This is a genomic window from Streptomyces sp. NBC_01549, from assembly GCF_026339955.1.
Taxonomy (GTDB): domain Bacteria; phylum Actinomycetota; class Actinomycetes; order Streptomycetales; family Streptomycetaceae; genus Streptomyces.
Map to the genome: position 1 here is coordinate 173800 of NZ_JAPEPW010000006.1, position 12334 is coordinate 186133.

The window sequence follows — 12334 nt, forward strand, 5'->3', positions numbered from 1 at the left end:
CGCACTGAGGAGTAGCCGATCGCAATGGCGGTCTACCGCCGACAGGCAGCCGAAGAGGTGTCACACCCGCTGGGGGTGCTCGGTCTCTTGTGTAAGTACCGAAAGGATGGTTCGCATGTCGTACCCCAAGCAGGTGTACACGGGTGATACAGGCGAGATCAACGCGAATTTCAGGCCGGCAGACACTCCCCCGAATGTCGGCACGGCCGGTAAGGACGCCATTCACTACCTGGCGACCACAACCACCACACGAGGCGAATACGGACTCTACCGAGTCGAGATGAGCGCGAGGGCGGGTGGCCCCAAGACTCATTTCCACAAGACCATCTCGGAGTCCTTCTTCATCCTCAACGGTACGGTTCGTCTTTTCAACGGCGAACAGTGGATCGACGCTCAGCAGGGCGACTTCCTGCATGTGCCGCAGGGCGGACTGCACGCCTTCCGCAACGACTCCGACGCGCCGGCCGACATGCTTCTGCTCTTCACTCCTGGAGCACCGCGTGAAGAGTATTTCGAGGGACTTTCACAGCTGGCCGATGCCACGGACGAGGAGCGCTCCCAGTTCTTCGACAAGCACGACTCGTACTTCGTGGAGTAACCGACAACAGCCGTGTCAAGACCGTCATTTGGGGCGACCTATCGACCAGTCTTCACTGTGCACAGGCATTACTGCACTCTCATCACCAGCAGGCTTCCCCGTGCGCTCCCCGTGTTGCCCAGGGTGATATCGAAGAGGAACTCTCGTGCACCGGGGCGGAGAACCGCCGACTGACCGGGAGCGAGCGCTTGTTCTCCGCTCTGTTCACGGATGCCCTGCCTGGGCCCTTTGACGACCGTCACCAGGACGGCGGAGCGCCCTGTGTTACGCACCGTCACGGCCGTGGTCGGAAGGCACCGATGGCCGCTGGTATCCGTGGTCCGGCAGACATAGCGAAGGTCCCCGAATCCGTATGTTCCGCAGGAGAGCTGTAGACCCTGCGCCAGTGTGGAGCGGCATTCCCGGCCTACGGCTACGCGATCGCCCGTCGCTTGCCCGCCCGCCCGATCGCAGGCGGCCGTGCTCACTATCGCTGCCAGAGTCAGCAGAGCGAGCCACACCAGTGCGGAGGTTCGCAGGAGACAGCGTGCGCGGAGCTGCCTGCGGGGCGTCGGAGACCCGTTCCAGCCGGCGTCGGGGCTGTCGTTCACACATGTCCTTGGGATGTTCGGTCTTGGGATGTGCTGGGCCCTGGTGACATCGAGTCGCGCGTCGGCGAGGCCCGGTCATACGTCGGGCAGCAGTGCCCCTGAGTTGCGGTCTGGAGAGGGCCGGTGGGTGGGCTGTCATTGATACGGAAGGAGCATCACTGATGCTGGAGGAGCATCACGACCGTCGTATCCCTGTGCCTGCCTCGTGGGCTATTGGGTCGCCCAGCGAGTGACCTGCATGGACCACCGGAGTCTGGTGTCTCGAACCAGGGCAACCACATTGCTGCGGCCGGGAAAGAGACGCCTGCGCCCTCGCGGGCACCCGTGTTCCACCTCCGTAGTTGTTGCCCTGTCAAGTAGATGACATGTGCCGCCAGGTTGCGAAGGTGGTGTACCGCCTCTCGCTCGGCGGTAACAGCGCCCGTGCGTTCCAGGCGGCTCACTCGGCTACCTCTTGGTGAAGACCGAACACACCGCACTCCTGTGACACATGCCGGTGCCTTCTGTGCTCCGCTCGAAGCGTAGGCCGGGGAACTGTCCGCGCGGGTGAACGCCGCGCAGGCACGAAGGCCGCCATGTCCAGTGGGTGTGTCGTGCCAGTGATCCGCTCAGTGTCACAACAGCGGTTCGCGCTCTGTCGTATGTAGTGCACGTGGCTGACTTCGCCGTCACCAAGATGACACAGCGGGGTCGCTGACCCCTCGATGGGAAGGGACCCAGATGAGAGTCGTTGTCGCAGGAGCCACGGGGCTGATCGGCTCCGAAACGGTTGCCAGGCTCCGTGACCATGGTGTGGAGGTCGTGCCCGTTTCACGCCGCCATGGGGTTGACGTGATCACGGGGAACGGTCTCGACGAGGCCTTGCGCGGCGCTGAGGTGGTGGTGGACGTCACCGATGCGCCTGTGCGCACGGAGGAAGCCGCTCTGCAGTTCTTCAGTACCGCAACAGCCAACCTCCTGGCCTCGGCGGCCTTGGCAGGCGTCGAGCATCATGTGGTCCTGTCGATGGCGGGAGCAGATCGGCTGCGGTCGGGTTACTTCCGCGCGAAACTGCTGCAGGAGGACCAGGTACGGCACTCTCCGATCCCTCATTCGATCGTGCGTGCCTCGCTGTCCTTCGAATCCGTGGAGGCCATGGCTCTCGCTGACACGCACCAGGACGGGTTCCACGTCGCGCCGGCTCTGGTACGTCCCGTAGCGACAGCGGATGTCGCTGCCGCGGTCGCGCATGTCGCGGTGGGACTGCCGCTGTTCGGCACACTCGATGTGGTCGGCCCCGAGGAGTACCGCCTCGATGACCTCGCGGTGAAGGTCCTGGCCGCCCGGAGGGACACGCGGATCGTCGTCATCGACGAGCACGCCGGGCTCTTCGGTGACGAGTTCGAGGAACGCGCCCTTCTCCACATCGCTCACACGCCCTTCAGCAAGTGGCTCGCGCAGCGCTGACGTGCGCGGACGTGGCGGCGACTTCCCCACGTATGTCTCTTCCCGGCGGCCGCCGAAGGCGCCTCTGCACCCCCAGCGCCGTCCGTCTTCCCCTCCCCACGCTTTGACAGGAACTCTCCCATGAGCGATCCGACTCGGCCCACAGAATCCTCCACGACAAGTGAGCTCGACCAGCTGCCCGACCGTGACGCCGAGGAAACGCGGGAATGGCAGGCATCACTCGACGCCGTCATCAGACATGCTGGCCCCGAACGCGCCGTGTACCTGCTCCGGCGTGTGCACGAGTACGCGGCCAGGTCCGGAGTGGCCCTCCCGGGGCTTCTGTCCTCGGACTACATCAACACGATCCCGGCGTCGTCCCAGCCTGCCTTCCCGGGCGACATCGCCATGGAGTCCCGCATCACCGCCTTGAACCGGTGGAACGCGGCCGCGATGGTCACCCGCGGTTCCCACCTGGGCCTCGGCGGCCATATCTCGACCTACGCCTCGGCCGCATGGCTCTATGAGATCGGGTTCAATCACTTCTTCAGAGGCAAAGAGGGGGACGGTTCCGGGGACCAGCTGTACCTGCAGGGGCATGCCTCGCCCGGCATCTACGCGCGGGTGTTCCTGGAGGGCCGACTGCGCGAGGAGCAGTTGGACGGTTTCCGGCGGGAGGCCGACGGTCACGGTCTGCCGTCCTACCCGCACCCCCGGCGGCTGCCTTGGCTGTGGGAATTTCCGACCGTCTCCATGGGGCTCGGCCCTCTTGGCGCCATCTACCAGGCCAGATTCAACCGCTATCTGCACAACAGGGGCATCAAGGATACCTCCGGGTCGCACGTATGGGCCTTCCTCGGAGACGGGGAAGCGGACGAGCCCGAGGCGACGGCCGCGCTGGCTCTGGCCGCCCGTGAGGGTCTCGACAACCTCACCTTCGTCATCAACTGCAATCTGCAGCGGTTGGACGGTCCGGTGCGGTCGAATTCCAAGATTGTGCAGGAGCTCGAGGCCCGGTTCCACGGCGCGGGCTGGCATGTGGTGAAGACTCTCTGGGGCGAGGCCTGGGACCCCGTGCTGCAGCGCGACACCGACGGCTCCCTCGTCCACCGGCTCGGCGAGATACCCGATGCCCAACTCCAGACGTACGCCGCACGGGACGCCGCCTACATACGCAAACACTTCTTTGTCGGCGATGAGCTGTCCCGCCTCGCTGCGAGTCTGAGTGACGCTCAGCTCACGGACCTGTTCGAAGACTCACGGGGCGGACACGAACCGCTCAAGGTCTATGCCGCCTACAGGGCCGCGGTCGAGCACAGGGGCAAGCCCACGGTCGTCCTCGCCCAGACGGTGAAGGGCCACACGTTGGGGTCGCACTTCGAGTCCCGCAACGCCAACCACCAGATGAAGAAGCTGACCATGGCCCAGTTCCGTCAGATGCGTGACACGCTGGAACTGCCCATCCCGGACCGCGCGCTGAGCGGGGACCTGGTGCCGTACTGGCACCCCGGTGAGGACTCGGAAGAGGTGCGGTATCTGCGCGACCGGCGTTCTGCTCTGGCAGGCCCCGTCCCGGTACGAAGGGTGGTGGCCAAGCCGCTGAAGCAGCCGCCGTCCGGCCCCTTCGAAGCCCTCCAGAAGGGCTTCGGCAAACAAGAGGTGGCCACCACCATGGCTCTGGTCCGGCTGGTCAAGGACCTGATGCGGGTCGAGGAGACGGGGCGACGCTGGGTGCCCATCGTCCCCGACGAGGCACGTACATTCGGTATGGAATCCCTGTTTCCGACGGCCGGGATCTACTCGCCGGAGGGTCAGAACTACGAGCCGGTCGACGTCGATCAGCTCCTGCACTACAGGGAGGCCAAGGACGGCCAGCTCATCGACGAGGGCATCACCGAAGCCGGCTCACTGGCCGAGTTCACCGCCGCTGCGACGTCGTACGCCACACACGGCGAACCCATGATCCCCTTCTACATCTTCTATGCCATGTTCGGGTTCCAGCGGACGGGCGACCAGTTCTGGGCCCTGGCAGACCAGATGGGCCGCGGCTTCGCCGTCGGAGCGACGGCCGGCCGTACGACGATGACCGGCGAAGGTCTGCAGCATGCAGACGGGCATTCCCATCTGCTGGCCTCCACGAACCCCGCCGCCGTGAGCTACGACCCGGCCTTCGCCTATGAGATCGCGGTGATCGTCAAGGAGGGCCTGCGGCGGATGTACGGGGACCAGCCCGAAGACATCTTCTACTACCTGACGGTCTACAACGAGCCCAAGCAGCAGCCGGCCATGCCCACCGGGCCATCGATCGAAGAGGGGATCGTGCGGGGCATCTACCGGTTCCAGGAGGCAGAGCCCCTCGACGCAGGACCGCGAATCCAGTTGCTCGCCTCTGGTACGGCCATCCATTGGGCGTTGAAGGCCCAGGAGCTTCTCGTGTCCCAGTGGGGAGTCCACGCTGACGTCTGGTCAGTGACGTCGTGGACGGAGCTGCGCCGCGATGCGTTGAATGCCGACAGGGCACGGCTGCGGGGTGAGGGGCGCATCCCGTACGTCACGACGGCGCTGTCGGGCGCACGAGGGCCCGTTCTGGCGGTCAGCGACTGGATGCGGCAGGTGCCCGATCAGATCAGCCAGTGGGTCGAGCAGGACTACTCGTCGCTGGGAACAGATGGCTTCGGCCTGTCGGACACCCGTGATGCCGTGCGCCGCTATTTCCGAGTGGACGCCGAGTCGATCGTGGTCGCCGCCCTGGACCAGTTGGCGCGGGCCGGTGCCGTCGGCCCTGAGACGGTTGTCGAAGCGCGCGCTCGCTACGGCTGGCAGGGGTGAGCACCTTGGTCGCCGTCCATTTCTCGCATACCGGAAACAGACCCGGCGCGATTCCGGCCCTCGGCTCGCGCCGGCGACATGGAGGCGGCCATGAAGTCCTCCCCACACGGTGTGGGCGCAGGAAGAAGACATCGCTCCAGAGATGCGTTTGCTGGGCAAACAGTGCGTTGGCCACTATCACATCTATGATCGCCTCCCGGCCCTCTCACTACAGGGCCTGAGACGCGCGTCCTGCTGTGACGGCTTGTAGCATGGTGATCCAGAGCTGGAGGAGATCCATGAGCGCCGGAGACGACACAGGCTCCCTCGACCAGGCGACGAGGGAGTTCGTCGCAGCACGTCCTCGGCTCTTCGGCATCGCGTACCGCGTGCTCGGCAGCTCTGTGGAAGCCGAGGACATCGTGCAAGAGGCGTGGCTGCGGTGGCAGAACACCGACCGCTCCGGCATCCAGGATCCGGGGGCGTTCCTGGCTACGGTCACCGCCCGTCTGGCGATCAACTACGCCCAGTCCGCCAGGATGCGGCGTGAGGCCTACATCGGCCCCTGGCTTCCGGAGCCGGTCGACACAAGCGTGGATCCACAGTTGGGTGCGGAACGGGCAGAGGCACTCGACCTGGCGGTTCTCTTCCTCCTGGAGAAGCTGAACCCCGTGGAACGGGCCGCCTACGTTCTGCGGGAAGCCTTCGACTACCCGTACAAGCGGATCGCGGACATCCTGGAGACAAGCGAAGCCAATACGCGTCAGTTGGTGAGCCGCGCTCGGAAGCATCTGACGGCGGAACGCAGAGAGCCGGTCGACTCCACCGCTCACCGGAGGCTGTTGGAGGTCTTCCTCACCGCGGCACAGACCGGCAGTCTGTCCGCGCTCGAGGACGTTCTCGCCGCGGACGTGGTCAGCTACACCGACGGCGGAGGGATGCGTGGCGCATCCAAGATTCCGGTCGTCGGGCGTCCACACGTCTCCAAGTACCTTGTCGCTTTCGCCCCACGTTTCTGGCCGCAGGCAGACGTTCGCTGGGTCGAGGCCAACGGCAGTCCGTCCGTCCTGATTTCAGCCGATGGAAACACGGTGGCGCTGCTGTCCATCGATGTGTCGGCAGAAGGAATCGAACGCATCATGTGGGTAATGAATCCAGCCAAACTGGCCCCCTACGTGTCTTCACTCGGCAGCTGAGGCGGCTTCTCCACCGGCTCTGCGCCCGAGTGCCCGGAAATGGGCTCGCGTTCTCCGCCGCGGTCCCGACATCGGCCGATCTCCTCTCGGCCGGGGTGTCACAAGCAGAGCGGCTTGTCGGTCAACTAATTGTCTGGAAGTGGAACCCGGAAGTTCGCCGCGCCGAAAGGTGAATAAAGTATGGCATTTAGAATAGCTGGCTTGGAGCGCTCTGCCCATGGTCGTGAGTCCGGCATCGCGGGTAAGCCTGAGATGCCGGCACCGACGGACACCGGCCTTTCCGCACGGATACCGGCTCCGCGCCCGACCGTGTGTGGCACCGTTGACGGAGCCGCGCGATGAACGAGCAGATCCGCTTGCCCGATCTGTCCACCGACAAGGACTTCGACGGAGAGTCCTTCGCCCCCATCTACACCACGACGGTGACGGTGAGTGGCGGGGTAGCGAGTCACGGGCGGGCATCGGGGAGAGCGCGCTCGGACGACGGACTCTTGGATCTCAACCTGCGCATGCCTGCCGAACTGGGAGGAGACGGCCAGGGGACGAATCCCGAGCAGTTGTTCGCCGCCGGCTTCGCCGCCTGCTTCCACGGAGCACTGAGCCTGGTGGCACGACAGGCGGCTCTCGATCCTGCCGCGATCTGCGTGGACGCGACCGTGGCATTCGGGCGGGACCCGGAAGACGGCGGCTACTTGTTGTGCGTGGACCTGGTGGTCAAGTGGCCGGGCATCGATTCCGAGGTCGCCTCTCCGCTCCTGAAGAAGGCCGATTCGCTGTGCCCTTACGCGAGGATGGCCTGGCAGGGAACGCCGACGACCATCACCCTGGCTTCCTAGGCCCTGTCGTCAAATTCCCGTCTGCCCTGCGACGCCATGCACGCTCTCCCACTGCCTGAAGGGCGTGGGAGGTGCCCCCACTCGCCGCACCGGGCACAGACCCGAGTACATCCAGTACGAGGGTCTGCGCCCGGCACACCGAGAGCACGCACCTGACGCCGCAAGGCCCGCCCTCCGGGCGGACGACGGGAATTTGACGACAGGACCTAGCCGGGCAGGTCCCCGATCGCCCGATGCTGATGACCACACGGCCGTCGGCCAAGGACATCGGCGCCGGTTGCTCGACTGCGCGCCGTTTCAGGCTGTTTACGTAGCCGTCGTGTGCAGCACGACAGCACACGACGGCTCTGCGCAACAACGCTCCGCTACCGACCGGCATGGTGCAGGAGACGGGTGCCGAGCCCGCTGTCCTGCCTCGCGTCCTCCACAAGGAGTGCCGCCTCTGCGCTCCGTCTGTCTGGCATCAGATGTCCCACCGCCACGATGTTGCACGACGTCTGCTACACCGCGCGATGCGCCGAGCCCGGACGTGTCAGGAGTGTACGCAGGTGGGAACGGGGATCACCCATCGCCCGGTGATACCGGCTCCACAACGTATGCACGGAGCACCTGAGGTGCATGGCCGCAGCGCGTTCGACGTCCTCAGGCCCGATACCGATGACTCGGGATTCGTCGCGCGTGGTTCTCTCTCTCCGCAGTGTCGTTCGGGCCTGGTCCGTCTGTAAGACCAGGCAGTGCTGCGCGGTGCGACAGTCTCCGACCATCTTCGTTGTGGCAGGCCTCGTTCACCCCGCCGCCGGCACCTGGCGGCGACGCCTCGCCCGGAGTCGTCCGGGGAATGTGTCACACGAGCGCGAGCCCTCCTGTCTTAGCAGTGAAGGGCGAGTCACTGCACCCCGCCGTAACCCGCCACCCCGCTTGGTGATCACCGGTCGCACAGCGGTATACCTCCCCCGAAAGGAAGACTGATGAGCGCACGCACCGTGTCAGTAGAAGAGGGCCCGCGTCTCGCCCGCTCCATTACAGTAGGCCCTCACACGCTGACCGCGGACGAACCACAGCCCATCAGCACCGATACCGGCCCCACCCCCAAAGAGTTGCTCCTGGCCGCGCTCGGGTCCTGTACCTCCATGACCGTCCGGGCGTTCGCGGACAGGCACAGCTGGCCGCTCGACCATGTCGAGGTCGCAGTGCGGTTCGATGCGCAAGGGCAGATCGTCAAGAACGTTCAGTTGACCGGCGATCTGGAGCCTGACCACATAAGGCAACTGCTGGCGGTCGCCGGTCGCTGTCCTGTGCAACGTCTCCTGTCCAGGGAGGTCTCGATCGTCACGGTTCCCACTGTTCTGACGAGGCCCCGCGTATCCCGCGGCCGGACACTGCCGGGATGACCCCAGGAGTCGACCATGAGACGGGCCCTGGACGGCGTCTTGTCAGGACGGGAACCACAGGTCGGCGTCAGCACGCCCCCAACGCAATGGGTAACCCGGGCATGAGTCACCCTCCGTAGCGTCTTGATCTTGATGTTGGCCGTCGTTGGCGGCGTGTTCGCGGACGGGGATGCGGTGCCGGATGGTGATCTTCTCGGGGCCGATGAGCACGTCCTTGACGAGGAGTCGCAGGACGCGCTGACGCTCGGGAACCTCGGCGCTTTCGGCGTTGTCGCGGAGCTGGGCGAGGAAGCCTTCAAGGTCGTCGGCGACCTTGAGGTAGGCGTCCCGGTCGGCGATCGATGCGTCCAGAGCAGCGAGCTGGCCGCGCAGGTTGCTCTCGCGGGCGCGCAGATCGGGCATCCGGGAGCGGAGTTCGTCGAGGGTGACCAGCTGTTCCTGGAACGCTTCGATCACGCGGGTGATCGCTGCGGTGGCCTTGGCCAGGGCCAGTTCGAGCCGGCCGCGCTGCCGCGTGGCGGGGTCGGACGTGCGGGCTCGTTCCAGCCGCTTGTCGATCTCGGTCCGGATCAGGTGAGGGTCGGCGATCATGCCGATGATGTGGTCCCAGACGACGGTGTCGAGGTAGTCGGCGCGGACGGGCTTGTTGGTGCAGACCCGGCCGCCCTCGTAGCGGTAGTCGTCGGAGCCCAGGCACCGGTAGTAGTAGATCTTCTTGCCGGAGGAGGTGGTGGTCGAGGTGCGGTAGTAGCCGTATCCGCAGCTCACGCAGGCCGACAGACCCTGAAGGAGGGAAGGGATCTTGCTGTTGCGGGAGGCGAAGCGTTTGTTGTCGGCGAGCCGCTGGGCGGCGCGTTCGAAGGTGGCCGGGGTGATGAGCGCGGGAACGGGAATGGTGATCCACTCCTCGTGGGGGCGGTCGGCAGCCTTGACGGCGCGCGGGGTGGAGCGGCCCTCCAGGCGGGCCCGGCGGTTGAGGGCCGGGGACTCGTGGAGGATCTGGGTCTTGCCGAAGGCCGCCTGGCCTGCGTAGGCGGGGTTGCGGAGCATGCCCCAGACCACACTGCGGTCCCAACGGGTCTTGCCGGTGCGGGTGTGGGTGTTGCTGCTGGTGAGCCAGCGGGTCAGGTCCGCGATGGAGGCCCCGTCGTCGGTGTAGCGGCGAAACAGCTCCACCACCAGCATCGCCTCGGACTCGACGATCTCGTAGGTGGCCCCGCATTCAGGGGTTTTGCGCAGGTAGCGGTAGCCGAACGGAGCGCCGCCCAGCACGTTGACCGATCCGGAGCGGGCCCGGTAGGTCTTCCCGCGCCGGTAGCGCTCCATCAGCTGGGCCTTCTCGTATTCGGCGAACATGCCCTGGAACTGGACCATCAGCTGGTCTTCGGGGCTGTCGCCGCGCGGGCCGCGGACGAACTCCACCCGGGTGCCGGCGCGGGCGAACTCCTCGATCAGCAGGGCCTGGTAGGCGAACTTACGGGCGAGGCGGTCAGGCGCGTAGCACAGCACGACGTCCACACCGACCTGGGCGACCAGGTCACGCAGCCGCTCCAGCGCGGGCCGCACCAGGGTCGCCCCGGAATGTCCCTCGTCCTCGAACACCCACTCCTCGGGCAGCTCAAGACGCTGTTCGGCGGCGTGCGCGCGCAGGGCCGCGGTCTGCGAGCCGATCGTCTGGTCCTTCTTCTGCCGGGCCGAGGACACCCGGGCGTAGATCGCCACGCTGGTCATCGCTCACTCCTGCCTGCTCCAGGCGATCCGGTATCCGGGCTCGCCGCTGCGGAACCAATGCCGCGTAGGCCGCGGCCAAGTCCGCCGCCGCATGGCGGTCCAAGACCGCCTCCACCTCCACCGGCCGGTCGCTCACCTGCCCGGCCGGCCCTCCGGGGCATCCCGCTGCAGGAACTCGGCCAGAGCCTGGGCCACCACCGCGGAGATCGCCCGGTCGCTCTCGTGGGCACGGGCGCGGATCTGTCCTGCCAGAGATTCCGGCAGCTTGACGGTGAACACCACGCTCGACTCGGGGACTTCGAGATGTCCAGCAGCCACGGCCTGCTCCAGATACCGGCGTGCCTGACGCACCGACACCCCGTACCTGCTCGCCAACGTGCGGGCGGCTGCGGCCACGGGCACACCCGCTGTGGCCAGATCCGCGGCGGCGTTGACCCGCCGGGCGTACTCGACGCTATCGACACGATCACCACGCACCATGTCACAAACCTACTACCCATTGTGACGCCCCTTACCCTCCGCGCGGGGAAGGAGTTCCAGCCGACGGTAGCTGAGCGTCACCTCGAAGCAGAAGTTACCCATTACGTTGGGGGCGTGGTCAGCCTCTTCCTTGCGAATGCTGAAAACAGCGATGGGTGAGGTCAATGGGTCGGTGCAACATCCCAGGTAGAACGGCTACTGGAGGTGTTGCTGGGTGGCGAGGATCGGGCGTCCGGGGTTGTCGGACGAGCAGAAGCGTGAAGTGTGGCGGCGATGGCGTGACGGGCAGTCGCTGAGCGAGATCGGGCGTGCGCTGGGCAAGGTGCCCGGGTCAATCCACGGAGTGGTCGCGGCGAACGGCGGTTTCGTCCCGGCGGTCAGGACCCGATCGGCCGGAGTGCTGTCGCTGGCGGAGCGGGAGGAGATCTCCCGGGGTCTGGCCGCCGGCGACTCCTTCCGGGCGATCGCGGGCCGGGTGGGGCGGGCGCCGTCCACGATCAGCCGCGAGGTGGGGCGTCACGGCGGGCGTGAGAAGTACCGGGCTGCTCGCGCGGACGAGGGGGCCTGGGGCAATGCCCGGCGCCCGAAGTCCTGTCTGCTGCAACAGAGTCCGGCCCTGCGGGACACGGTCGCGGGCAAGCTGAAGGAGGACTGGTCGCCGCGTCAGATCGCAGGCTGGCTCGCCCGCACGTTCGCGCCCAAGGACGGTATGTACGTGTCTCACGAGACGATCTACAAGAGCCTGTTCATCCAGGCTCGAGGCGTACTGAAGAAGGAGCTCGTCTCCCATCTGCGCCGCCGACGCACGATGCGCCGCTCGAAGAACGCCTCCACCGCAGGTCAGCAGCGCGGCTGCATCCGTGACGCGGTCTCCATCCGCGAGCGTCCGGCCGAGGCCGAGGACCGGGCTGTTCCCGGCCACTGGGAAGGCGACCGTGCGACACGAAGTTGCACGAATTTGAGTGGACTGACCGATTGGAGAGGCAGTTGATGAAGCTGTAGGTGCAGTCACGGGTCCGTGTCCGTATGACCCGTCCCCACCCTTGACGTGCGATGCCGGTAACGGCGTGGTGCGAAGCTCAGGGGAAAGCCCAAGGACTTCCGTTCCATCCGGGAGTTACCGGCAAGGGGAAGACCGGACGGGTGAAGTACATGAACTCCCGATGATGCCTCGTGATCCCAAGCCCTGCCGATGGAATGTGTGAGTGGGGTGTATGGCTAGCCGTTGAGAAGCGGCAGGCGCTGGCCGGTAGAGGTCACTCCGGCCAGGTAGACACCG

9 protein-coding genes are annotated in these 12334 nt (G+C 66.1%); 7 read left to right on the plus strand and 2 right to left on the minus strand.

Annotated elements, in window-relative coordinates; genetic code table 11:
• The first annotated feature begins 115 nt into the window (after nucleotides 1-115).
• The 6 genes from OG819_RS56995 to OG819_RS57020 all read left to right on the plus strand — a co-directional run bounded on the left by OG819_RS56995 (nucleotide 116) and on the right by OG819_RS57020 (nucleotide 8844).
• Entirely contained in the window at nucleotides 116-598 is a 483-nt protein-coding gene (locus OG819_RS56995; protein WP_266658112.1) for a cupin domain-containing protein, read from the plus strand.
• 1310 nt (nucleotides 599-1908) lie between these two features.
• Nucleotides 1909-2634 carry an SDR family oxidoreductase gene (locus tag OG819_RS57000; protein ID WP_266638434.1) on the plus strand — a complete coding sequence of 242 codons (726 nt, stop codon included), beginning with the start codon at nucleotides 1909-1911 and terminating at the stop codon, nucleotides 2632-2634.
• A 120-nt stretch (nucleotides 2635-2754) separates the two neighbouring features.
• The gene (gene aceE, locus OG819_RS57005; RefSeq protein WP_266638435.1) at nucleotides 2755-5442 is read left to right on the plus strand and encodes a pyruvate dehydrogenase (acetyl-transferring), homodimeric type; all 2688 of its coding nucleotides are present in this window, start codon (nucleotides 2755-2757) and stop codon (nucleotides 5440-5442) included.
• Between the two features lie 278 nt (nucleotides 5443-5720).
• The gene (locus OG819_RS57010; RefSeq protein ID WP_266638436.1) at nucleotides 5721-6617 is read left to right on the plus strand and encodes an RNA polymerase sigma-70 factor; all 897 of its coding nucleotides are present in this window, start codon (nucleotides 5721-5723) and stop codon (nucleotides 6615-6617) included.
• Between the two features lie 338 nt (nucleotides 6618-6955).
• Entirely contained in the window at nucleotides 6956-7453 is a 498-nt protein-coding gene (locus OG819_RS57015; RefSeq protein ID WP_266638437.1) for an Ohr family peroxiredoxin, read from the plus strand.
• Nucleotides 7454-8421: 968 nt separating this feature from the next.
• Complete coding sequence (locus OG819_RS57020) at nucleotides 8422-8844, plus strand: OsmC family protein (RefSeq protein WP_266658114.1); 423 nt, start codon at nucleotides 8422-8424, stop codon at nucleotides 8842-8844.
• Nucleotides 8845-8886: 42 nt separating this feature from the next.
• Here the strand turns inward: OG819_RS57020 and OG819_RS57025 are convergent, their stop codons facing one another.
• Together OG819_RS57025 and OG819_RS57030 are read right to left on the minus strand one after the other, a co-directional pair.
• The gene (locus OG819_RS57025) at nucleotides 8887-10575 is read right to left on the minus strand and encodes a recombinase family protein (protein ID WP_266658116.1); all 1689 of its coding nucleotides are present in this window, start codon (nucleotides 10573-10575) and stop codon (nucleotides 8887-8889) included.
• Between the two features lie 132 nt (nucleotides 10576-10707).
• Nucleotides 10708-11055 (minus strand): hypothetical protein, encoded by a 348-nt coding sequence (locus OG819_RS57030; RefSeq protein ID WP_266624609.1) that lies wholly within the window; start codon nucleotides 11053-11055, stop codon nucleotides 10708-10710.
• A 214-nt stretch (nucleotides 11056-11269) separates the two neighbouring features.
• Between OG819_RS57030 and OG819_RS57035 the strand changes: the two genes are divergently transcribed.
• On the plus strand, nucleotides 11270-12046 hold the full coding sequence (locus OG819_RS57035) for an IS30 family transposase (RefSeq protein WP_266658118.1): 777 nt from the start codon (nucleotides 11270-11272) through the stop codon (nucleotides 12044-12046).
• The last annotated feature ends 288 nt before the right edge of the window (nucleotides 12047-12334 follow it).

Coding starts and splice junctions, on each gene's coding strand:
- OG819_RS57000 (WP_266638434.1), top strand. CDS start 1,909: ATGAGAGTCGTTGTCGCAGGAGCCACGGGGCTGATCGGCTCCGAAACG.
- OG819_RS57015 (WP_266638437.1), top strand. CDS start 6,956: ATGAACGAGCAGATCCGCTTGCCCGATCTGTCCACCGACAAGGACTTC.
- OG819_RS57025 (WP_266658116.1), bottom strand. CDS start 10,575: ATGACCAGCGTGGCGATCTACGCCCGGGTGTCCTCGGCCCGGCAGAAG.
- OG819_RS57020 (WP_266658114.1), top strand. CDS start 8,422: ATGAGCGCACGCACCGTGTCAGTAGAAGAGGGCCCGCGTCTCGCCCGC.
- OG819_RS56995 (WP_266658112.1), top strand. CDS start 116: ATGTCGTACCCCAAGCAGGTGTACACGGGTGATACAGGCGAGATCAAC.
- OG819_RS57030 (WP_266624609.1), bottom strand. CDS start 11,055: ATGGTGCGTGGTGATCGTGTCGATAGCGTCGAGTACGCCCGGCGGGTC.
- OG819_RS57010 (WP_266638436.1), top strand. CDS start 5,721: ATGAGCGCCGGAGACGACACAGGCTCCCTCGACCAGGCGACGAGGGAG.
- aceE (WP_266638435.1), top strand. CDS start 2,755: ATGAGCGATCCGACTCGGCCCACAGAATCCTCCACGACAAGTGAGCTC.